Source organism: Brevibacillus sp. FW306-2-1A-C05A (assembly GCF_058781555.1).
In genome coordinates, this window is sequence record NZ_JBYSWV010000007.1 from 33,446 (window position 1) to 56,618 (window position 23,173).

General features: G+C 50.2%; 17 protein-coding genes, 4 pseudogenes and 1 riboswitch. Of the genes and pseudogenes, 12 read left to right on the forward strand and 9 right to left on the reverse strand.

Features of this window, described 5'->3' with window-relative positions:
- Positions 1-63: 63 nt before the first annotated feature.
- The 3 genes from AC3WJN_RS07475 to AC3WJN_RS07485 all read right to left on the reverse strand — a co-directional run bounded on the left by AC3WJN_RS07475 (position 64) and on the right by AC3WJN_RS07485 (position 3,476).
- Positions 64-1,254, reverse strand: a complete 1,191-nt coding sequence (locus tag AC3WJN_RS07475; RefSeq protein WP_237716620.1) for a TolC family protein — start codon at positions 1,252-1,254, stop codon at positions 64-66.
- A 55-nt stretch (positions 1,255-1,309) separates the two neighbouring features.
- Positions 1,310-2,752 (reverse strand): amino acid permease, encoded by a 1,443-nt coding sequence (locus AC3WJN_RS07480; protein ID WP_007781568.1) that lies wholly within the window; start codon positions 2,750-2,752, stop codon positions 1,310-1,312.
- Positions 2,753-2,865: 113 nt separating this feature from the next.
- Positions 2,866-3,052: riboswitch (Lysine riboswitch) on the reverse strand.
- Positions 3,053-3,167: 115 nt separating this feature from the next.
- Positions 3,168-3,476, reverse strand: a complete 309-nt coding sequence (locus AC3WJN_RS07485; RefSeq protein WP_005827022.1) for a hypothetical protein — start codon at positions 3,474-3,476, stop codon at positions 3,168-3,170.
- A gap of 196 nt (positions 3,477-3,672) precedes the next feature.
- Between AC3WJN_RS07485 and AC3WJN_RS07490 the strand changes: the two genes are divergently transcribed.
- Positions 3,673-4,230, forward strand: coding sequence for a CGNR zinc finger domain-containing protein (locus tag AC3WJN_RS07490; RefSeq protein WP_005827020.1), 558 nt, complete (start codon positions 3,673-3,675; stop codon positions 4,228-4,230).
- A 39-nt stretch (positions 4,231-4,269) separates the two neighbouring features.
- Here AC3WJN_RS07490 and AC3WJN_RS07495 read toward each other — a convergent pair.
- Positions 4,270-4,761 (reverse strand): annotated as a pseudogene (locus AC3WJN_RS07495) (inositol monophosphatase family protein); the annotation flags it as partial.
- A 281-nt stretch (positions 4,762-5,042) separates the two neighbouring features.
- Between AC3WJN_RS07495 and AC3WJN_RS07500 the strand changes: the two are divergent.
- A complete protein-coding gene (locus AC3WJN_RS07500) occupies positions 5,043-5,786 on the forward strand; it encodes an alpha/beta fold hydrolase (RefSeq protein WP_007781574.1) in 744 nt (247 codons plus the stop codon).
- Here AC3WJN_RS07500 and AC3WJN_RS07505 read toward each other — a convergent pair.
- From AC3WJN_RS07505 to AC3WJN_RS07515, 3 genes are all read right to left on the reverse strand, one after another.
- Positions 5,760-6,170, reverse strand: a complete 411-nt coding sequence (locus tag AC3WJN_RS07505) for a hypothetical protein (RefSeq protein WP_007781577.1) — start codon at positions 6,168-6,170, stop codon at positions 5,760-5,762. The two genes, AC3WJN_RS07500 and AC3WJN_RS07505, sit on opposite strands and share 27 nt — an antisense overlap.
- A 42-nt stretch (positions 6,171-6,212) precedes the next feature.
- Complete coding sequence (locus AC3WJN_RS07510) at positions 6,213-6,737, reverse strand: ImmA/IrrE family metallo-endopeptidase (RefSeq protein ID WP_007781580.1); 525 nt, start codon at positions 6,735-6,737, stop codon at positions 6,213-6,215.
- A 69-nt stretch (positions 6,738-6,806) separates the two neighbouring features.
- A complete protein-coding gene (locus tag AC3WJN_RS07515; protein WP_007781582.1) occupies positions 6,807-7,253 on the reverse strand; it encodes a helix-turn-helix domain-containing protein in 447 nt (148 codons plus the stop codon).
- Between the two features lie 300 nt (positions 7,254-7,553).
- On the opposite strand from AC3WJN_RS07515, the gene AC3WJN_RS07520 reads away from it, so the two are divergent.
- The 4 genes from AC3WJN_RS07520 (at position 7,554) to AC3WJN_RS07535 (ending at position 17,006) form a co-directional block, all read left to right on the forward strand.
- A complete protein-coding gene (locus AC3WJN_RS07520) occupies positions 7,554-9,476 on the forward strand; it encodes a hypothetical protein (RefSeq protein ID WP_005827006.1) in 1,923 nt (640 codons plus the stop codon).
- A 23-nt stretch (positions 9,477-9,499) separates the two neighbouring features.
- A complete protein-coding gene (locus tag AC3WJN_RS07525; RefSeq protein WP_007781584.1) occupies positions 9,500-14,971 on the forward strand; it encodes an RHS repeat-associated core domain-containing protein in 5,472 nt (1,823 codons plus the stop codon).
- 15 nt (positions 14,972-14,986) lie between these two features.
- On the forward strand, positions 14,987-15,544 hold the full coding sequence (locus AC3WJN_RS07530; protein ID WP_007781587.1) for a hypothetical protein: 558 nt from the start codon (positions 14,987-14,989) through the stop codon (positions 15,542-15,544).
- A gap of 598 nt (positions 15,545-16,142) precedes the next feature.
- Positions 16,143-17,006, forward strand: coding sequence for a hypothetical protein (locus AC3WJN_RS07535; protein ID WP_005826983.1), 864 nt, complete (start codon positions 16,143-16,145; stop codon positions 17,004-17,006).
- A 3-nt stretch (positions 17,007-17,009) separates the two neighbouring features.
- Here AC3WJN_RS07535 and AC3WJN_RS07540 read toward each other — a convergent pair whose 3' ends face one another.
- The gene (locus AC3WJN_RS07540; RefSeq protein WP_005826981.1) at positions 17,010-17,210 is read right to left on the reverse strand and encodes a helix-turn-helix domain-containing protein; all 201 of its coding nucleotides are present in this window, start codon (positions 17,208-17,210) and stop codon (positions 17,010-17,012) included.
- A 174-nt stretch (positions 17,211-17,384) separates the two neighbouring features.
- On the opposite strand from AC3WJN_RS07540, the gene AC3WJN_RS07545 reads away from it, so the two are divergent.
- From AC3WJN_RS07545 to AC3WJN_RS07560, 4 genes and pseudogenes are all read left to right on the forward strand, one after another.
- Entirely contained in the window at positions 17,385-18,161 is a 777-nt protein-coding gene (locus tag AC3WJN_RS07545) for a recombinase family protein (protein ID WP_005826978.1), read from the forward strand.
- A gap of 140 nt (positions 18,162-18,301) precedes the next feature.
- A pseudogene (locus tag AC3WJN_RS07550) lies at positions 18,302-19,533 on the forward strand (IS110 family RNA-guided transposase).
- Between the two features lie 45 nt (positions 19,534-19,578).
- Positions 19,579-19,695 (forward strand): annotated as a pseudogene (locus AC3WJN_RS07555) (RHS repeat-associated core domain-containing protein); the annotation flags it as partial.
- Between the two features lie 634 nt (positions 19,696-20,329).
- Positions 20,330-20,695, forward strand: a complete 366-nt coding sequence (locus AC3WJN_RS07560; protein ID WP_129552242.1) for a hypothetical protein — start codon at positions 20,330-20,332, stop codon at positions 20,693-20,695.
- Between the two features lie 224 nt (positions 20,696-20,919).
- Here the strand turns inward: AC3WJN_RS07560 and AC3WJN_RS07565 are convergent, their stop codons facing one another.
- Positions 20,920-21,249, reverse strand: coding sequence for a winged helix-turn-helix transcriptional regulator (locus AC3WJN_RS07565; protein ID WP_007781603.1), 330 nt, complete (start codon positions 21,247-21,249; stop codon positions 20,920-20,922).
- 168 nt (positions 21,250-21,417) lie between these two features.
- Between AC3WJN_RS07565 and AC3WJN_RS07570 the strand changes: the two are divergent.
- Both AC3WJN_RS07570 and AC3WJN_RS07575 read left to right on the forward strand, forming a co-directional pair.
- Positions 21,418-21,915, forward strand: a pseudogene (locus AC3WJN_RS07570) (lactoylglutathione lyase family protein).
- 15 nt (positions 21,916-21,930) lie between these two features.
- Entirely contained in the window at positions 21,931-22,911 is a 981-nt protein-coding gene (locus AC3WJN_RS07575) for a zinc-binding dehydrogenase (protein ID WP_007781612.1), read from the forward strand.
- Positions 22,912-23,173 lie beyond the last annotated feature (262 nt).

A 23,173-nucleotide genomic window follows, 5' to 3' on the forward strand; every position in this document is an offset into this window, starting at 1 on the left:
AGCTGGCGTAAAGCTTGGAAAAAGGAAGGAAAAATGAGATCGAATATTTCGTAACGCGAAATATTAAAGGCCAACCGATTGATTCAAGGTGCTGACAGCGATGTTGTATTGATAGAGAGAATCGGCTGCTTTTGTTTCAGAATCAAACAATTCAGCTTCTGTTTCGATCAGGTCGTTCAGAGATACTTTTTTGTTCGCATAATCGGTGAGTGTGGCGTGATAAGTTTTCCATGCTTCGTCTTTTGCGGCGGTGCTTTCATCCAGCGCTTTTTTTGCTGCGACCGCTTTTTCGTAGGCGTCGCTCACTTCCTGATCGACTTTTTGCTTGAGCTTTTGCAGCAGCAGCTCAGCTTTGCGCAATTCGTTGAGTGCGATTCTTCCTTTGTATGTGCTGATAGCGGCATACTCGGAGGTGTAGTCCAATTTTACCTGGGCAAACGCTCTCTCTGCTTCCGCTTTGACCATGTCAGGGCGTTTTTGGTAGGCGAGAGCTTTGGTTTCTTCCAGCGTTGGCAGCGGGGTATAGGAGAGTTTGCTGGTTTCCAGCAGCCATTGTCTGTCCCTTTTTTCGTTCAGCAATTCATTGAGCTTGGTTAATGCTTGCTTGAAGCTGTTTTCCAGCTCGGACAGCTTTTCTTTCGCAGCGCTGTCCTGGGCCCAGGTTTGGCGTCTGATGCTGTTCTTTTGCAGCTTGATTTTTTCTTCGAGCGCCCGCGCTTCAAAGTACGCTTTTTGTACTTGCATTTGCAAGCTGATTTTCGAAGCGTTATAGGATGCCTCGTCTACGAGCAATGTTTTTTGCGCCTTGGCTGTTTCTTCGTATTTTTTCTTTGCTTCATCCAGAGTATTGATGTCATCTTTCTTGATGGCGGCCTTATCGCGCAGCGTCATGAGGGTTTCGTAGCGGGTGTTGTCATACGTCAGCCGCAGCAGTTCCAGATCAACGTCGTTTTTCAGTGCCTGCTCTACGGCATGGTCGAGGGACAAGGGAACGATTTGGGTCTGTTCCGCTGCTGCGACGAGAGGTTCTTCCGCCAGAGCGAGATGAGCATTGCCTGCCAACAGCGCGGCAACCAGCGTGGTGCTGTAAATGTGCTTGGACAACCTGGATTTCATTATGCTACCTCCTATAAAAAGTAAGAAAATATAATGATAACGATTATCATTATCAAATTTCATGAACAGTATATATTTCCATGCGTTATTCGTCAATACGAAATATGAAAATGTGATAGGAAATATAGTTTGCGCCAAAAAAAAGATTCCCTGCGACGAGGGAATCTTGTAGAGAGTTGTTGCAACGCTATTTTTATTTTTCGTCCATGCTGAGATCGACTTTGTTCAGTGGTACCAGCTTGCTTTTTTTCGTGTATTTGTAAACCAGCCAGACGATCAAAAACAGCGGCAGTCCGATGTAGGAGACGAAAACGCCGTTCCAGTCGATTTCTCCGCCGATGAACGCGGAGTAGTTTTGGCCGATGATGACGATGCAGCAAATGATGAAGGCGAAGATCGGGCCAAACGGGAACAGCTTCGCCCGGTACGGCAAATCGCGCAGATCGCGGCCTTGCGCCAAGTAAGCTTTGCGGAAGCGATAGTGGCTGACGGCGATGCCGAGCCAGGCGATGAAGCCAGACATACCGGAGGCGTTCAGCAGCCACACGTACACTTCGCCATCGCCGAACAGCGAGGACAAAAACGCCAGCGCGCCGATGGCAGCCGTCATGATGAGGGCATTGACGGGGACGCCGTTGCGTGTCACTTTGGAAAACCATTTCGGAGCTTTGCCTTCCTTCGCCAGCACCCACAGCATACGGGTGGAAGCGTACATGCCGGAGTTCCCCGCCGACAGGACGGAAGTGAGAATGACTGCGTTCATTACGGAGGCGGCAAAGGCAAAGCCGGCTTTTTCAAACACGATCGTAAACGGACTGATGGCAATATCGGTAATGTCTCCGCTGATGAGATTCGGATTGTCGTACGGAACGAGCAGCCCGATAATCAGGATCGCGAAAATATAGAACAGCAAGATGCGCCAAAAAATCTGGCGAATCGCTTTCGGGATGTTGCGGGCAGGGTCTTCGCTCTCCCCGGCGGCCACACCGACCAGCTCAGTTCCCTGGAACGAGAACCCGGCAATCATGAACACACCGAGAAGGGCCATGAAGCCGCCGTTGAATGGCGCGTCGCCTTTGGTGAAGTTTTGGAAGCCGACTGCTTCGCCGCCCATGATGCCGAAAATCATCAGGACACCGATCACGATAAAGACGATGACCGTCATGACTTTAATCAAGGCAAACCAGTATTCGGATTCGCCGTAGCTTTTGACAGACAACAAATTCAGAGCAACCATCAGGCAGAGGAACAGGGTACTCCACAAAATGGCGGGAGTATCCGGGAACCAGTATTTCATAATCAGCGCCGCGGCAGATAGCTCGACGGCAATCGTAATCGCCCAGTTGTACCAGTAATTCCAGCCCAGCGCAAAGCCGAGGGACGGATCGACGAATTTGGTGGCGTAGGTGGAAAAGGAGCCGGATACAGGCATGAAGGCAGCCATTTCCCCCAGGCTGGTCATCAAAAAGTAAACCATGATGCTGATGGCGATGTAGGCGACCAAGGCTCCGCCCGGTCCGGCCTCGTGAATCGAGCCTCCACTTGCCAGGAACAGGCCCGTCCCGATGGAGCCGCCGATGGCGATCATCGTCAGATGGCGGGCTTTCAAACCACGTTGCAGTTGATTCTGTGACATATGCTGCTTGCACGACCTTTCTAAAAATTTGAGAAGGTCGGTCGGAAAAGAAAAAACCGCCAATAGCCAAAAAACGGCACAGGGCGGTATGATCCAATCCCCACCAAGCCTTCACTGAAGATAGCACACCACGTTTGCCCGGCAAGCAAACGTGACAGTTCTGTCCCTTTCGGGTACAGCCCCAGCCCATGCGCACAGAGATACGCCATGAGCTTCGGCGGCTTTTCCCTTTCCTGGAGTCATTGATTTCTTCTGAATCTCGTACAGGATGACATAAAAGCCGCGACCTCTACCCTCACCGTGAATGATGAGGATAACATGTATGAAATTGATTTATTTATCAACTATATAAGATTGACGGTTATTTATCAACGAAAAAAGTTGCGCTGCAAAATATTGGCATGGAGCGGTTTTGCTACAAAAAGGATCGGCGTGCAGGCCAGGAGCCTTGCAACTTGCGGATCTGCACGATTTGCCCTGTGTGAAAAGCGTCGTGCAAAATAATGCTCATCACGCTTTGCCCGGCAGGGATGCTCGGAAGCGGCTGGTCGAACGCTTCGTCTGACAGAGCGACGAGCTTTTCATGAATTTGGCGATGGACGGTTTCCATCCGCTGTACGGTGGCCTGCCAGGCTGCTTCGTCGTCGGGCGATCCCGAAGGCTGGAACGTGTCGTCGTTCGTCTCGGCGGTATTGATAAATTCCGTGCCGACGTGCATTCCCATTCGTGAACAAGCAGTTCCATCCGATTCATGTGGTTCCTCCTCGTCTGTCAAACAGATTGGTGAAACGTTATAATGGCAATAAGAAGCAGCTTGTAACCACCTAAATATTTTATGTTGGTTACGGATAGAGAATACCATACACAGGCTGAGCATACAAGAAGCAAAAGAAACGAAAAGCAGATGGGGGAAGAGTGGAGTGAACTGGCTGTGCATTGATTTTTTAAACAGTGATTGGCGCGATTGGCGCGGGTCTGGCCGCAGGGAAAATCGGCTGGCGAAGCAGGAATGGCTGGAGCAGCTTTTGCGGGAATACGCTTTGCACGCCCCATTGCCTATTGATGAGGCGAGTGCAGTGGCGCTGTTGCGTTTGCGCGAATATATGCGCAGTCTGCTGGAGCGGGTCGTGCGCGGGGAAGCGTTGCGGCAGGAGGAACTGGAGGAGCTGAATCAGACGCTCGCGAAGGCGCCTTTTCACGTTCGCGTCATCTCTGCGGGCAAGGAGAGCGGGTATGAGCAGGAGCTGGTCAGCGCCTCCAGCGGCTGGGAGCTGGTGATGGCCCGCATCGCGGCTTCCTTTGCCACGCTGCTGCTTCCTGAGCACGTGCAGCGCATCAAGATTTGCGACAACGAGGACTGCCGATGGGTGTTTTACGATGAAAGCCGCAATCGGGTACGCCGCTGGTGCGATGACAAAATGTGCGGCAATCTCATGAAGGTGCGCCGTTTTCGGGAGCGGCAAAAGGAGAAAAAGTAAGGAATCGGCCGTAAGCTTGCCGACGGAGAGATTCATCGGTTCCGAGAACGCAAACAGCGTGCCCAGGACGGATTCGGACAGCGCTGTTTTGGCCGAGACGCTAATTTTGCTGCCATTCAAAAAAGCGCCCTGTCTTGCAATGGCAGTAAACATCTCATCCCGGCAAGGGTCGTACACAAAGGAAACGGCCGTCTGACCGTCGCGGACGAGGCAGAGAGAGACGGCCCACATCGGCATGCCTTGCAAAAAGTAGACGGCTCCGTCGATGGCATCGCAAATCCAGTACGGGGTCGAGTATTCCGGCTGTTTTTGCAGGGAGGCATCAAATTCTGCATCGGACCAGCGATACGCGGGAAAGCGCTCCGCCAAGCCGTGCCGGAGCAACTCTTCTGCTTGCGGATTTAAGGCGTGAAAACGTTCGTTCATCGCTTGCTTGCTCGTGCAGGCTGGCTCCTGCGCAAATTCGGCAAACAGTCTCTGGCCGACTTTTCGCAGCAAAGCTTCGCAGTACAACACATCGTCTTGCTTCATAACGGTTCCCCAACCTTTCTTGTTTGGATCGTGTCCTTCGGCGCATCGACAGCGCACGTTCCGCGTTCAAGAGCGGTCTGGCCCATTGGTTTGAAAGCTGTTCAGCCAAGGGCAAACGACACGATTTTTATTAGTAGTATGTAAAAGTACTACTAATAAAACAGGTTGCCGTCAATACATGTGCACGCTTTTTGACGGGAATGGGCAAATGGCGCACATGGAAAGGAAGATTGAGACATAATAAGAAGCAAGCAACAAGGGAACGGAAGCGAGGTGGCGGAATGAGTCGGAAACGGAAACGATGGTGGAGGGTGCTGGTCTTGCTGTTGCTCGCCGGAGCTTGTACAGCGATCTGGTATTTGCGGCCGTATCAGCCCGATCAGGCGGCAAAAGACGCGATGCAGGGAGGCGAAGGGATCACGGTGATCGACACGGGCGACTGGATTGCTTTTGAAGGTGGGGAAGCGCGTGAGCCTGGCTTGATTTTGTATCCGGGCGCTCTGGTCACGCCAGAGAGTTATGCGCCGCTCGCACGCACCCTGGCTGGTTCCGGCTATCGGGTATTCATCGCGCGGATGCCGCTGAATTTGGCGATCACCGACGTCGAGCGGGCCAATCAAGTGTTAAAAGCGTATCCGCAGCAGTCGTTCGTCATCGGCGGGCACTCTCTCGGCGGCGCGATGGCAGCCAGATACGCAGCCAGCCAGCTCGAGCGGATTGACGGCGTCATTTTCCTGGGGGCGTATCCAGACAAGCGCGGGGATTTGAAGGAAGCGGATGTCCCCGTGCTGTCGCTGCTCGGCTCGCGGGATGGAGTCATCGACCGGAAAAAATACGAAGAGAACAAGCAATTTTTGCCTGAGCGCACGGTGTACATGTCGATCGAGGGCGGCAATCATGCGCAGTTCGGAAGCTACGGGGCGCAGGAGGGCGACCAGCCTGCCGCCATCACTCCCCAGGAGCAGTGGCAGCAGACCGTGGCGGCGATCAAGGACTGGCTACTGACCGACGTCATTGCCCGTTAGCGAGACGATGCCAGATACGACGCCGGTGATGCGGATGTTTTCGGATGGCAACAGCAGCGGCTCGTCCTCTGCGCGAGTAGTCGTAAACAGGCACTCTACGGGATTGACGTCCGCCGCGATCCGGACGAGAAACTGCCCTTCCTGCCTGACCAGAACGGGCCTGTTGTGGATCGGTTCCGCGGAAAAGTCGGAAATGAGCAGCGCATCGCCCGGCAAGATGCCGAGGCCGCGCAAACCGTCGTCGCGCATGATGAGAGCAAAGCGCGCGACGTGGTAATTCGCCACCGCAATCGACGGCCGCAGCGACAGCTCCTCGTCTTGGTCGAGGGGCAGCTCGAAAAAATGGCGGCTGTATGCGTCTCCGGCTATGAAAATACGTTTCACGAAAATCGCCTCCGAAAAGATGGTCAAAAAACGAACGGCCTGCTAATCGTAGACGGGAAACCCTTTGGCGTAGAGGCGGCTGAGAATCCGGTCAAACCGGGTGCGGGCAAGGGCGAGCGGCACCTGAAAGCGGGTGGCCAACAGCGCGGGTGCCTGGTAGCGCGAGCAATCCGCCAGCACGGAGCCCATCATGTAGAGTGGCAACAGCAGGTGCTCGGCGAAGTGGTTCGCCTGTGATTCCTGCCAGTCGATCATCCATTCGCTGCATTGGGGCTGTACCCCTTCGTGCAGCAGCAGGTGTCCCAGCTCATGGGCGATTTTGACCCGCTGCGTCGCGGGGTCCAGCCGTTCGTCGACCGCGATGATGTAGCGGTTTGGCAGGGTGGGATGGGCGTGGGCGCGGCTTCGGCCCTGGATGAAATGGATTTCGATGCCGTACGTCTCGCAAAGCTGTTGCAGGTTGATGTGCTCCGGCCGCTCCATGCCGTGATGGCGAAGCAACAGGTATACGCGGCTCTCCAGCCATGTTTGCGGTTTGCCGATTTCTTGCAAAAAAGAGAAGTGCATCAAGGACCTCCTGAAACGACTGGAACATACGTTCTGTTTGATTTCGAAAAGAAAACCCCCGCCCAGGGGTTATTTTTTTTTCAGCTCTTCCGTGATGTCAAACAAGGAAGGAGGACGTGTCTCGCGCACCTGGCGCGTTTTCCACTGCTTTTTCAAGTCGTACCAGTAGCGGCGGATTTCTTTTTTTTCCTCCTCGGATGCCTCCAGATAGCCATCCAAAAAATAGTAGTCATCCGGATCGTCGATTTTCTCCTGCAACAGTTCGTCCAGCGAGCGCTGACCAGCCTGGGCAGATGCGGTCGCGACATAAGCTGCCCCATCGTCGGTCCGTCCCAGCAGCCAATCGGTCGTGACCTCCAAAATGTCTGCCAGCTGCATCAGCATGTCATTGGGAGGGGTGCTGTGATTGTTTTCGTAGTTGCTGATCGTTCCCTTGGTCGTGCGGACACGTTCTGCCAGCTCTTCCTGGGTCAGACCTTTTGCCTTGCGAGCTGTGCGTAAGCGCTGAGATAGCATGAGCGCGCCAGTCCTTCCGTTGCATATGTACAACTATATTGTACTAGAGTGAAAGCAAGAAGGAAAGGTTGTATGTGATTTTTATATTTTTTCATTTGACATACAAGAATGTTGTACATTAAGATGCTTGTATAAACAAAACAAGAACATTTGTTCTGTTTTGCGCGAAAGGAGGGAGACATTTTGGAGGGACAAGTGCCTGACGCCGATGGTCTGTTTCAGAAGCGATCCGGATTTGCTGCGAGAGCAGGACATGGATGAAGACCAGACAGGAAGCAAAAAAGGAAGAGGGGAGAATACATGAGAGGAAAACCGGTTGTTTTCCTGCTGCTGTTGGCTGTATTCGCTGTTGCTTGTTTTCCTGGGCGAACGGCTACAGCAGGAGAAGATCCGCTCGCTGCCATCTATGAAATGGATCAGGAGCTGTTGAAGCTTTCGCAGACGTTTGCCTTTTTCCAGGAGGTCGCGTCGCGCAAAAATCATCTGTCGCTCGCCAAGCAAATAGACGAGGAAGCGTCCGCGCTGTTGCGGCAGGCCAAGGAGCTGCACCACATCGAGGCAGCATCGGGCGAGGCGGAGCGGGCTGTTCAGCAAGCGGCAGTAGAGCAGCAGTTGTTGGCCCAAAAAGCGCCGCTTGCCGATTTGCTGCGTACGTACAACGAAAAGGCGGACGCTTACTGGGAGCAACTTCTGCCAGAACTGTCCGCCGCCCGAACGAGCAAAAGCAGCGCGAAGCAGACGAGTCTGCGCGCAACAAGCGCCGTCCTGGATCCGTTCGAGCCGAATGACGATGTCGATACCGCTTACCCGATCACGAGAGGCAATCTGTACAACTCCAAGCTCACCTGGAAAGAGGACATCGACGGATATCGCTACGATTCGGGAGCGCAAGCCGGACAAGCCACGGTCACCTTGTACGTCCCCAACGACGTGAACTATGACCTGATCGTCGTCGAGGCCCCGAACAAGGTGCTTGGCACGAGCATGAGTTCGGCATTGGGACAAGACGAGATCATCACGTTCCAGGTCCAGCCGAACAAGACGTATTATTTTTTCGTATTCAGCATGGATCGCCACTACAGCGAAACTTCGGAATACACGCTCGCCCTCAGCGAAGTGACGGCCGTACTGGGACTCAATCAGCCTGTCGATATCAGCCTGCCTGCCGGGGAGATCCCCACGTATCGCTTCACGGCTCCGATCACAGGCCAGTACCGGATTTACACCAGTCCGTACGGCGGGTTTGGGCCGTTGTTTGACACCTACCTGTTCCTGTCTCGCGACGAGCAACTGAAGCAGATCGTGACCTTCAACGACGAAGCGACGCCAGGCTCGCTTTTTTCCGCCATCGACGTTTCGCTTGAGGCAGGGGTGACTTATTATGCCTACGTCGCCTCCTACGACAAGACAAAAGGCGTTCACGCCAGACTGACTGCCGCGCTGGATACACAGGCAGCAGTTGCCTCGCCTGTCCTGCATGAATCCGCCGCCAACGATGGAAGCGTCACGGAGCAGCAGACCATCACGATCACGAACGGAATGCTTGCAGCGGATGCGGCAAACGCGGTATCCGTCAGCAACGTGCCGCCCGGACTGACGCCACTGGTAACAAGGGAGAGCGATTCCCGGCTCACGATTCAGTTCGCGGGAAAAGCGCTCGCTCATGAGCAAAAGCACAGCGCAGACAATTTGTTCGTGACGATTCCCAAAGCGAAGGTGGCCGGGATGGATGCAGATGTGATCGCGGGTCCTTTTGCCATCGCATTTGCCGATACAGAAAGCTTTTTCATACACGCGCCGCAAGATGTCCATCTGGAGCCAGGGGGCAAAAAAATCGTGAAGTTTACGCCGCCGTCTTCGGGCAGCTTCGAAATTTTTACGAGTTTTTACGGCGGCAATCCTGCGGAGGGAGCGAGCAATACGCAGCTTGCCGTCTATGAAGATTACGCAGGCACGCGGCTTTTGGCGGCCAACGACGACGGCGATCAGCCGCCTTTTTCCAAGGTGAGCCTGTCCATGCAAAAGGGAGAGGATTATTACCTCGTCCTGTCAGCGGCAGACAATGGCGCGGTGCATGCGCGGCTTGCGGCCCGTTACCTGGGCGTGGAATACGTCTACAACGCCAAAGGTCAGCTCGTGCAGATCAAGCAAAACGGCAAAATTTTGGCGGAGTTTACGTATGACGGCAACGGAAATCTCATGCGCAAGCTGATTCATCCATAAGCAGCACAAAGAGGAGGGATAGGATGCGATACAATCGCTGGATGAAGAAAATGGCAGCCGTGGTGTTGAGCGGCACGCTGCTTTTGCCGAACATGGCTTTTGCAGAGGCGAGCCTGCCCGCGAAGCCGCAAGCTTCCTACGCTTCGGGCGAAAGCGCCACGACCAAGAAATGGCTTTCCGCTTATCAGGCTGCCGTGCAGGCGGAAGCGGGGAAAAAGGAACAACGGCCGGATGAGAAGCCGACCTACAGCAAAGCAGAGGTGATGAAGCGGGACTGGACGCCGCTTCCGGCAGAAAGCGTCTGGCAGTTGTACCAGACAGGCAACAGAAAATTGCTGCAACTTGCGGCGTATGTGTATCCGCAAGTCGATCAACTTTTGTCTCATAACGAGCAGGTCGACAAGTACCAATGGGAGGGAGAGACGTTCCAGCAGAAAATGGACGGGCTGTCCGCTGCCGAGAAACAGCAACTGGAAGCGTCCGTGCCGCAGGTCGTCGCCTTGTACGAAAAAGGCAAGCAGGCGGCGGCGGAAAATCAAGCTGCCACGTCAAGCAAGGCGAAAGCGACAGATAGCCTGACGCCAACCGCGGCCGCGACGGCAAGCATCCCTGACGCCATGTTTGAAACCGAAGGCCTGACTTACAAATACCAGCGCACCAACACGGACAATCCGGTGGACGAGCTGTATCGGGCAGCCAACGTGCGGGAAGTCGACGTCCACCTGGAAGGCAAGCACGGCATGGACCTGACCATTGAGCGGCGCTATTCGTCGCTCGATGCGATGACCGAAAACATTTACTTGTCTTCGTCCGGCAAAAACAAGACGTATCCGCTGCAAGGGGACCCCAATCCGTTGCCGACGGGCTGGAGCTACAATTTTCCCCGCTTTCAGGAAGTCTCGAAGGAAGACGCGAAGTGCGGCTTCCGCGCGGATGGATCCAGATATACGTGCGGGGCGTCCGGCGAAGGCAAACGGTACATTTTCACGCTGGAAGACGGGACGATTCTGGAGTCTTCGTCCATCAAAGGGGAATGGGTAAACACGCCGTATCAGCCAAATGGCGGCATGCATTTCTATCGCAAACGCTACGGGGAGTTTGGCGACAACCATATCGTCACCCTTTCCGTGGATGGCATGACCTATGAATTTGGCGAGGAGAGTTACTACCGGAACGAAGAATTGTACGTGACCCATCTGGTCAAAAAGACGAACGTCTACGGAGATACGATCCGCTACCGCATTCCCGAAGACTGGGACGAGCCAATCGAAATCACCGACAGCGTCGGTCGCCTGGTCGTCCTGGAGCGCAACTGGGACATTGATCTCAAGGTGTACCAGGACAGCAGCAAGACGAAGCTGCTCAAGCATTTGCAATACGAAAAAGGAGTCGCGGTGAGCGACAAGGACCGGGTTATCGAGTATAGCGTCACGGGCGGGGAGAGCAAGGTGATCGCCGAGTACACCTACCTCAATCCGCGGACGTACGGCACGACCGAGTTCAACCTGCATCCCGCCTACACCTTCCCGGCTCCGGACGGCGTCATCGCCTTTGACGACGGCGGCCTGGAGTCGACGGCGTACACGAGCCTGGACCAATCGCGAAAAGCGACCGTCAATTACCGCCTGCTCAAACAAGTCACCTATCCGGTGGAAGGCTTGTCCATGACCTATACGTACAGCATCTACCAGCCGGATGCGCCGGGCTTTCTCGACCGGGGGGTGACCCGGATTTATCACGACAGGGAAGCGTTGACGTACACCAGCTATTTGCCGGTCACGGCGGTCAACTTCCGCTTTGCGAAGACGCCGCATCCCGACCAGCCTGCGACGGAGTGGTATTCGTACACGAAATACTACCCGCACATCACGAAAGAAATCTGGAAGTCGCCGAAGTCGCAATCGGGGCGCCTGGCGAAGCAGTCGCTGGATCGGGACGGTTCGATCGTCGTTTCGCGGATGGTACAGGCAGGACTGCCGAGTGAAGACAAGACGTACCGCGCCAACGAAGACCGCAACTTCGTGCTGCAATCGGTGAAAACGTACGTCGGCAACGGAGCCGATGACGACACGATCCAGGGCGCGCTTTCCGTGACGGAAGACGGCAAGACGTATCAGTATGCGCCCGCGAGCTACACGAGCTACTTGTACGAAGACCGTGCCACCAAACCCGCCTATGTGTACCACTTCCTCGGCCGCCCGTCTTCCTTGACCGCGGATGCGGACGTGTACGCGTTCCTGCTCGCCCCGACGTCCGGACGATTGGACAAGGTGCAGGCAAGGCTCGGCCGCTACGCGCACATCATCCAGTACCGCTACAATGAATACGGCGATGTAACCAAGGAAGTCGATCCGAAAGGCAACGTCACACTGTGGCAATACCTCAATCTGTCCGGGCTGCGCGTTCCATCGAGCGTGAAGAAAACGGCGGCGGACAACCCGAACCATTTTCATCACGAGACGTACACATACGGGAGCAATCTCCTGGTAGCGACGGAAAAAATCGTCGACTCGTACCCGGATGGCGCCGGAACCAAAGTAGTGCAGGTCGACCGCACGTACACCTACAACGACAAAAAGCAGCTCACCTCGATGACGGAAACGAGCACCGGACCCGATGCCAAAACGGTCACGCAAGACATTTCGCGCTACGATGCGCTCGGCTTGTACCCGGCCGACATCATCCTGGACGTCGAGGTCGCACCTGGGGAGAAGGACATTTTGCATCACGTTTTTGCCTACGACGGACTCGGCCGCCTGATAGCCCGCGCCTATCCGGACAACACCGTCGTCCTGTACGAGTACGACCTGCTCGGCCGGCGGACCAAGGAAAGCGTGACGAGCAAACAGCAGACGCGGACAACGACCTACGCCTACGACGATGACGCGCGCAAAGTCACGATGACGCTCCCGGACGGCAGCAAGCAGGTCACGCAGTTTACGCCATACGGGGAAGTCGAGTACAAAGCACAGGTCGGCACAGACGGCAGCGTTCGCCCGCTTTTGTACAACACGTATTCCCTGGACGGCAACCATTTGTTGTCCAGCGCGCCGTACGCCGACAACAATCGGGCGACGACCTACGTCTATAATGCAGACGGCAGCGTCTGGCAGCAAAAAGACCCGGTTGGCACCACCGTCTACCTGACAGCCAACGCCGTCCGCGACGAAACCAGCTACGTGCCGGCGCTCACCCGCCTGACGCTCGCGCCTAACGGCTTGCAAACCGTTCAATACCACGACCGCCACGGCCAGGTGGAAAAAGAAGTCCGGCGAACCGGGGACGGTACGCAAAGCTTGACGACGAAGCTCGTCCGCAACACGTTTGACCAGGTCATCCAAAAAACGGAGACCGACCAGACCGGAAAAAGCCGCACCTGGACGTATCGCTACACCAATGACGGCAAGATCACCGATTTGCGCGATCCGGAACAAAACCACTACCAGTACGAGTATGACGCGCTCGGCAACCTGGTGACGGTCAAGGAAAACCAGGTGCTGACGACGAAAAACCATTACAACGCTCTGTCCTGGAAGCTGAGCGAGCAGGATGTCCCGTCTGGCGCCACCGAATCGTCCGCCTACAACCCCAACGGGACGCTGAACACGTTTACCGACAAGGCAGGCAACCGCCATACGTACAGTTATACGCCTTTCGGGGAGTTGGCAAGCATCACGACCCGCAACGCAGCAGGCACGGTGACCAACCTGGAGACGAAAGACTACGTTCCGAACACGTCGCTGGTGCAAAAGGAAACGAACAGCAACGGCGCAGACACCTTCCCGACAGCGAGCCACTACCGGGAGATAACGTACAGCTACGATGCGTTCCAACGCTTGCAAAGCCAGACCGTGTTCGGCCGCACGTACCGATTGGGCTACACGGATCGCGACGATCTCATGGATTCGCTGACGTATCCGGACGGGACGAAGGTGGACTATCGCTATGATCGTGCCGGGCGTCTCACGGAAGTCAACAGCAGCCTGACAGGGAAAATCGCATATGCGTACACGGTGGACAACACCGGAGAGCAAACACAGACGACCTATCCGAACGGCCGCGTCAACAAGCGCAAGACCGATTCTTTCGGACAAGTCGAAACCGTGGCGCACGAGCAAAACCAGGCCGCGATCTGGCAAGAGACCAACCGGTATGAATTTGGCAACGTGGTTTCCATCCAGCGCAACGGCGTCACTCATCAGTTCGCATACGACAAAATCGACCGTTTGACCAAGGAAGTCGTTCCCGGTACGACGAATCAATATTCGTATGACGGCCGTGGCAACCGCTCGGCTTTCGCCGGCACCTTGCCAACCGACTCAGCCAGCTTCACCTACACCTTCGACGAGCGCAACCGCCTGCGCGGCGTTTTGAACGAAACAACAGGCGAGACGTCGACGTACACGTATTTCGGAGACGGCCTACGCGCAACCAAAACCGAAAACGGTGCGCAAACCAAGTACGTCTACCTGAGCGGCAAAGTCATCGAAGAACTGGACGGCACGAACCAACTAAAGGCGCGCAACGTCTGGGGCAACGAACTGCTGTTCCGCCAGGACGCTTCGTCCGGCAAAAACGGCTATTACCACTACAATAGCCACGGGGATGTCGTCACCATCTCAGACGCAAACGGCCAGGAGCTGAACCGCTACGACTACGACACCTGGGGCAATGTCCTTTCCAAAACAGAGGGGATGTCCAATCCGTTCCTGTACAGCGGCGAAATGTACGACGAGCAGACAGGTTTTTACTACTTGCGGGCGCGGTATTACGATCCGAAGGTAGGGCGGTTTATTTCGGAGGATACGTATAAAGGACAGGTTGACAATCCGCTTAGTTTGAATCGGTATACGTATGTGCATAACAATCCTCTCAACAATGTTGACCCAACAGGGCATTGGTGCGAATCTAAGGACGGTAAATGGGCACATGCAGGTAGTTGCAGCAGCAAGGGAAGTAAATTCGAAGCTGATTATAAGCATGATAATGACTTTATTAAAGAAAATGGTGTCATAACAGGAGTCTACGAGCACATTGAAGGTGCAAGAGAAGATGTGGCATTAGAGGTCAACACCTTCTTACTGTTTGCTCCATTGCCCAAATTCTTATGGGGAGGGAAAGCGGCGGCGGCAGGAAAAACGGCTGTTACCGTTTGGGACTCGATTAAAGTTACACAAGCCGCAGTTGCAGGAACAAACATTCCTAAATCGTTTGTACTGAACGGGTTAAAAGCAGGTGGACATGAACTATGGGTACATCCAAACGCAACAAAACATATGGTTGAATACATGTTGAAAAATCCAGAAGTGATTAACCTTAGCACGAAGAGCAAGCAGATGATTGAACAAGCAATGCTGACTAGTTTTAGGACTGCGGTTGAGAAAGCAATTCCTAATCTTAAATCTGGAAGAAACTTCATGACAATAGGACAATGGGAGATAGGAATAAATGTTACTGAGACGGAGGCAGTAATATATCACGCATTGTTCAAGTAATTGGGGGAGTGTTTTTTGAAATTACTTAGCACGTCATCTACCAATAGTTTTGTTTCTGTTTCTCACGAAATCGAATATATGGGAGACAAATTTGTTCTTGTAACTATCACTGTAGATATTCCTGCACCTGAAAAATCATACCTTTATAGGGGAGGTTTTCAATGGAGACTGTATGGTGAAGCAGAACCGTTGGCAGTATCGTTGGATTTTAGGGATGATATTTCTCATGGTGGTGGGGTATTGAAAGAAATCAGATTCTTTATTAGTGAAACTGTTACTCAAGAAATATGTGGGATTAATTTCCATAAGAAGATAAACGGACTCCCAGTGTTAAGTTTGGATAACCAAGAAACTCATCATGGATATTTTCATGAGGAAAAGGGAACTTTCCGCCTCCATCTCGTAGACAAATCTTTATATTGTCTATTTGAAAATATTGAAAGTGATATGGAGGTAGAAATAAATGAACATTTAAGTTGCCTTTTTGATAGTGAAAAAGTATTTTCTGGTTTCGTAATACGAAATCTAGTTGATGAAGAGATAAACGTAATCAAAGAAGCAAACTTAATTTAGTTCACATACCTTACCCCAAACGAGTAACCAATCTCGTCTGGGGTTTCTTTTTGCATTTTTTGACTGGGCGGCAATTGAGATAGACCCCACCCAGTGCCGAATGAACCGCTTTATCTCCCAAAAGACAATATAACCCTTGTAATACCCGTACATTATTTTCATGAAAGTTGTGTTCGGACAAACAATGTTGCAAAAAGTACCCCTAATTCCCCTTTCTTCCCCATTGTTTATTCCATCAAAATAGCCAGATACCATCAATTTTTACCGCAAAAACCTTATCTTCGTTTTCTCCCTGTTTTTTGGAAATCCAATAAGAACGCAACTAACCTATCCCCCATTTCGATAGGGACGGTGAAAGGATAAAAATTTTCTGCAACAATCCGCAAGGATGGAACGATTACTAAGATGCAGAGGGACATGAAGTAAAGGAATCTTGCAACTAATGGGTATGATGTCCCGACTATGAAGAGTGTAAGGAAAAAAATCTGGTAACGTGCCAGTTTACATATAGCAATTGGGAAGGTCATGTGGTAATGGCTAGCCGCCCTCCCCTCTAATTAAGCCAGAAATTCATCAAAATTTTTGGAGGGGGAAGAAAATGAGTAACATCAAGCTGTCGATTGATAAGATGGTCATTGAATACAAGGATGTGCATTGGAAATTCTTTAATCCATTTAAACGAAATATCTGCGACTACTACGGTATCACCGAGTCTATTGGAAAGACAGATTGGGGATTTAAGTATCATCTTCACATCGAATTGTCTGATGAGACCTACCTACATATCTCCTATCAGCCATACCATGAGCCGAAATCACTCAAACACTCTTTGCGTATCGAAACGCACCCAGACTATCTGCCAGAGTTCAAGCACCTATTAGATACGCTTTATCAGAACGCAAGTTCGATATGGTTTGCTCGCTGTGATGTCGCATTTGATATTCCTAGCCCGATAACTAACGTGTTTACTTCATCCAAGACGGGACGGCGAATGAATCTGTACGAGGGGACGAGATACTTTGGTAGAAAAAGTAAACGTCAACAGGCAGGCTACTGTAGGGTGTATGACAAGAGGAAAGAGCAAGAGGAGCGGAAAAGGAAGAATACGGTGGGGGAACTAACTAGAGTGGAAATCGTCTACAAACCAGACGAGAAAATCCCAATGGAGGATTTAGTTCAACATCCCCCAAGATTCAATCAACTATACTTCTGCTCGGTATTGCATGACATAACTCCATTGAAGCCAGAGAAACGAGCAATCGTGTTGGCAATTCAAAACGGTTTGATGACAATGGATGAGTTTACTCCCCACCATAAAAGAACGATTGCTGAATTGCTAAAGTCACAGGAAGTCGTAGACTTCGATAGCATAGCAATCGAACAATGGGAAGAGACTGTACTGCTCCCCTGTGCGTTAGTGTGTGGAAGGGTGAACAGAACTGCCAAAGATGAAGCGTGTTGACCTTTAATCAATCTCAATCAGTTCTTCAATGCTGATATTCAGCGTCTTGCAAATAAGTTCCAAAGTCTCTAAATATACCCTGTCTACCTTATCAGAACAAAGATGATTGACAGTGCTTGCTCTTAACCCTGTAAGTCTTGCTAATTCCCGTTGAGAGATACCTCTTTGTTCAAGAATCTCTCTCAGTTTTACCCGAATTGCCATGTTATTTCCTCCTGAATAGGTAACGCTTAAGCGTACTAGACTTGTCTCATTATAGCATCTCATTAAGAAGAAGTCATTGTGTGTTACGGTTAAACGGTATATAATCAGAGTATGTCGTTTCGGTTAAGCGTTACGTAAATCTCAATTTCTGTAACGATGGGGGAGGAAATGACCATGAACGTCATCGGATATGTCAGAGTTTCTACGCAAGGACAAGCAAAAGACGGCTACAGTCTAGCGTACCAACAGGATGAAATTCTAGCATACTGCAAGGAACAGGGATGGAATCTCCTGCATATGTTCTGCGATGAAGGCATATCAGGGGCAAAAGTGGATGAGGAAGCCCTAGAAGTGGACAGGGAGGGCTTTCAGGACATGCTAGCCGCCCTCTCTACTCATCAGGTGGATTACGTAGTTGTGTTGAATACAAGCCGTTTATGGCGGTCTGACATCGTGAAGGTATTGGTGCATCGGGAGTTCAAGAAGTACGGAGTAGATGTCAGAAGCATTGAACAGCCCACGTACAGTATCCACAAGAAAGACCCTAGCGATTTCTTGATTAACGGTTTAATGGAACTGCTTGACCAATACCAACGACTTGAAATAGCGATGAAACTTGGAAGGGGGCGGAATAAGAAAGCCCAACAAGGCGGCTATGCAGGAGGAAGGGCAACCTTTGGCTATACAGTACCAAAAGGTCAGAAGGCTTTACAGATAGACCAGAAACAGGCAGAAACGGTTCGTAGACTGTTTTCGTTACGTGAGCAGTATCCAACTTGGTCACTCTCCCGAATGGCTCTACAGCTTAATGTGGAGGGCTACAGAACAGCACAGGGCAAGTCATTTACAAAAGTGCAAGTGAAGCGAATCCTAGACCGTGAGGGATTTTACAAAGGGCAATACACATACGGTCATATCGAATCACAAGGTATTCACCAACCGATAATTTAGAACCTTTTCAGTTGTCTAACAGAGAATGTACAAGCTGACGTGTCCGTGCGTGGTCATCTATATGATTAACGCTTGTTCGGAGGGTGCTGACATTCTTTGCATAGATAACTGAAAACAACTAAGATGAGGGGGAAAGAATCATGAATCGTAAATTGACATTGCTTTACATTGGCGTAGACCTGCATAAAAACCATCACACAGCCATCATGATGAATTGTCTGCATGAAAAACTGGGTGAATTGAAGTTTGAAAACAAGCCTTCCGCTTTCCCTGTGTTTCTGAAAGAGGTAAACAAGATTGCCAAGAAGGAAGGTCTGACACCTGTTTTCGGTCTGGAAGATGTGGGCGGCTACGGAAGAGGACTCGCCATGTACCTTATCGAAAACAAGTATGAGGTAAAAGCTGTCAATCCTGCACTAACGGTATCCATGCGGAGAAGCAGTCCAAACAACAAGAAAACAGATGCTTGGGATGCGGAATGTGTGGCTCGTATCCTGATTTCCAACTTGGATACCTTGCCAGACGCCAATCCGCTTGACCTCTACTAATTTCCCAACTGGTAACGAGAAGAGCAAATATCGTTAGCGTTTTGACTGGTTTGAAACTTCAACTCCACCAACAGCTTGGCTACCATTACCCAAGCTACAAGAAGTTCTTTTCACAGGTGGATGGGAAAACAGCATTAGCCTTTTGGCGTAAATATCCTTCCCCAAGCTGTTTGAAAGGGGTGGGGGTGGAGAAACTAGCCGAATTTCTACGTAAGAAAAGCAATTACTGTCTGTCAACCAAGAAGGCAGAAGAAATTCTTTCTCTTGTGGAACAGGACGGTGACACATCAAAGGACTACCAAGAAGCTAATGATTTCCTAGTGAAAGATGTTGTTCGAGACATCATCATTCGTGAGCATCAGCTAGACCAGATTGACGCTGAGTTGAAGAAACATTTGGCTTTACTCGATTACAAGCTAGAAACGATGCACGGAATCAGTACAGTAACGGCGGCGGAGTTGATAGCGGAGATTGGCGACATTTCACGCTTCTCTAATGCAGACAAGCTAGCTAACTTTGCAGGAATCGCACCTGTTCAGCACAGTTCAGGGAACAAGCAGAAAGCTAAAAAGAGCAAGCTAGGCAACCGTAGCTTGTATGACATATTCTACAACCTCGCTATTCGTATGCTTGGCGTATCGAGGGGGGAAAAGAAGCCGAATCATCCAATGTACCATGCTTACTATGAGAAGAAGCTAGCAGAGGGCAAAACCAAGTGGCAAGCAATCATCTGTGTCATGCGGAAACTGGTCAACGTCATCTACAGCATGATGAAGTACAAGACGGAGTATAAAATGCCAGTCCTTACAGAACAGGCGGCGTAATCAGCAGGGTGGTAGCTTTTACGAGTTGCCACCTAACCTTTATCCATTGAGCGCTTTATCATGGAGGATGCGTATAAGGGGCAAGTGGAGAATCCGTTGACGTTGAATCGGTATGTATATACCGCAAACAATCCGTTGAGGTATAGCGATCCAACTGGTCATAGCTATACTTGGTCTCTAAATCTTATTTCGCAAGGTTACAATAGCGGACTATTCTCCGCTGCTGATGCATCTATGATGGTATTTGGATCAAGTGCATTGTCATTTTTGGCACCGGATTTTACTGATACACCTGATCCTGGTGAACCAAATTTTAGAGAGTTATATACTCCTTTCCATGAGATTGCACAGATTAATGTAGCAAAACAACTTTATCAGAAGTACGGGCAGAATGCCGAACTCGAGAAAAAATTAGCCACAGGAGAAACAGAATGGTTTGGACTCAAGAATAAATACTATGAGGCTGACATTGTTTTAGGAAATAAAGTTTGGGAGGTTAAGCCTCTAAATGGACAAGACCCTAAAGCGCAACTAGAATTATATAAGAAGCTTGGTAACCTAAAAGAGGGCGAAAAGTTAAAAACCATGACCAACATTCCAGTTTTTGATAATGTAAAAATGGAGATAACTTTCCCAGAAGCAGGGGTTGCGCGCTATCAAATGTACGCTCAAGGTGATGGCGGTGTGAGAAGAAATTTAAGTACTGTTGGGGCAGCCATAGCTGTGGCACGAGCCTTATTAAAGTCAACTCCAGCTGGTAGAAGACTATCGCCAGGTTTTTAGAAGGGAGACGAACTTGTCTATGGGCATTAGCTGGGATAATATCAACGATGTGTACTCTGTACCCAACTTTGAAGTGAAAAAAGGTACAGTGGTAAAAATTAAGGTGTCTGTGGAAGGTGATTTAAAGGAGTTTGAAAGGAGTCCACTCGGAACAAGGACTATATTAAACAATTGGTCATATCATACAGACAATGGTAAGGAAATAAAACCTTTCAAATTAGTAAATTACTTAGGTTCAGACAGTTATTTTGAAGCAGAGTTAATGTATGTAAAAAAAGACAAAGAAAAAGATGAACTCAAACTTTTGTGCCAAGATTTAATGGACGTTTACAACATGGAGCAAATCAGTATTAAAAAATGGGAAGCTAAAACTATTTAGAAGTTGAACTAGAGCATTGAACCCCAAGCGAATTCACCTACTCGTCTGGGGTTTCTTTTTGCTCTGAGGTTGGGCTACAATAACCCTTTTTATTCATCAATGAGAAGTCGTATGGACTCCCAAGACTTGAAATTCTTCGTCGTATTAATCTTTATCAACGTGAAACAGAAGGATTGAGGGAAACGATACAGTTTGACAAAGTATCCTTGGCATTCGGCACCAGTTTACCTGCAATCCGGCTGATTCCCCATTCTTCTGTCTCCCCATGCGCACATTGCCTGTAAAATTTCGCGCAAACTTTCTCCTTCTTCCGTTAGCGAGTACTCTACTTTAGGGGGAACATCATCGTAAACTCTCCGGCTGATGATTCCGTCTTCCTCTAATTCTCTTAACTGCTGGGAAAGCATTTTTTTCGTAATCAGTGGTATGCCTCTTTGCAGTTCACTGAAGCGTTTTTCTCCTTCTTTTAACAGGCATAAAATGACAACTTTCCATTTTCCTCCGATTACTTCCAGCGTTGCTTCCACTGGTACATTGTATTTTGGCGTAGTCAACGTTGATCCCCCACGTGAAAGTTCTTGGTTTTGCCCACATATAGCCAAGTAAACATGAACGATGGTTACGATTAGGGTACCTGGTTACATGAAAGTGCCGACTTTCCATTCCAACATGTCCTTCATTATACTGAAAAAGAACGAAAGGTAAAAAGGAGAAGAGAAAAAATGACGAACACATATCCTCGTTCATTTTCCCATATTGGATTATCTGTTCCGGATGTACAGAAAGCTGTTGCGTTTTATACAGAGGTATTAGGATGGTATGCCATTATGAAACCGTCTGAAATTCGAGAAGACGATAGCCCGATTGGACAAATGTGCACAGATGTATTTGGAAGGGGCTGGGGAAAATTGAAAATCGCTCACTTGGCAACATCTGATAAAGTCGGTGTATAAATATTTGAATTTTCAGCAAATGGAACTCCTGAAAATAACTTTGAATTTTGGAAAACGGGGATTTTTCATTTTTGTGCACAAGATCCTGATATTGAAGGGCTTGTTGAAAAAGTGGTAGCTCACGGAGGGAAGCAACGTATGCCTATTCGTGAATATTATCCAAATGAAAAGCCGTATAAAATGGTGTATTGCGAAGACCCGTTCGGGAATGTACTCGAAATTTATACACACAGTTATGAGTTAACGTATTCACAAGGTGCTTATTAAAGGGGGGAGCTTACATTGAAGGCATTACTGCTCGAAGAAAAAGCAAACGTATTTGAAATGAAAGTAGGGGATGTAGAAAAACCGTCGCCGAAGCCAGGTGAAATCCTGGTCAAAATAAAAGCTACTGCATGTAACCCTGTAGACTATCAAACAGGGATCAGAGGAAATCCCAATTGGGTATACCCGCATGTTTTGGGGTTGGATTCCGCTGGCGTGGTTGAAGAAGTAGGCGAAAAGGTAACAAATATCCAAGCGGGAGACAGAGTTGTCTATCACAGTGATTTGACGAAAAAAGGCGGATATGCTGAATATGGTGTGACAACCGCTCATACAGTATCGGTCATTCCAGAAGGCGTGTCCTTTGAAGAAGCTGCTGCTCTTCCATGTGCCGGATATACAGCGTATCAAGCCCTGTTCCATAAAATGCGAGCTTCCCGAGGGGAGACGATTCTCGTTCATGCAGGAGCAGGCGGAGTAGGCGGCTTTGCTATTCAACTGGCGAAAAACGCAGGACTGACGGTGTTAACAACCGCCTCTTCTATGAATCATGCGTATGTAAAGAGCTTGGGAGCCGATTATGCCATCGACTACCAAAAAGAAGACTTTGTAGAGAAAGCTTTGGAAATCACGAACGGACGAGGGGTAGATTTGGTCCTTGATACAGTAGGACGTGAAAATGCTGAAAAATCTTTGAAGGCTCTTGCTTTTAACGGACAAATTGCGTTTATTGCCGGAGCTCCTGATGTGAATGATGCGATTTCATTTGCACGTCCCCTGTCTTTTCACCAAGTAGCACTTGGAAGCGTGCATCAGTCCGGTCATGTACGTGAACAGCAAAAACTCTCAGAAATCGGAAACCATATGCTCTTCCTTCTTCAAGAGGGCAAACTGAATCCGCTTGTTGAGAAAATCATTGCAATGGAGGAAGTCCCGGCAGCATTGGCTGAACTGGCTACTCGTAAAGGGAAAGGAAAAGTGGTAGCGAAAATTGGCTGACAAAAATGCGTTTTTCGATGACGTTTGACCATGATGGACTCCAGGCGAGTTGTTGCAGCTCGTCTGGGGTTTTTTCTTGGCGCTTGTTGCCATAAAGCGCTAAAGCGCTGAGGCCAAGCGAACTTCTTGACGCTCTCTCTTTTTCCTCCGACTTGCAACAAAGCCAACTCTGCCTGTATGCTTATAATCGGCAGGAAGGGCTTGCCATCGACAAGCTCGTCGCCGCCAACGAAACCAGTATGACTGCTCGTAACAAGAACGT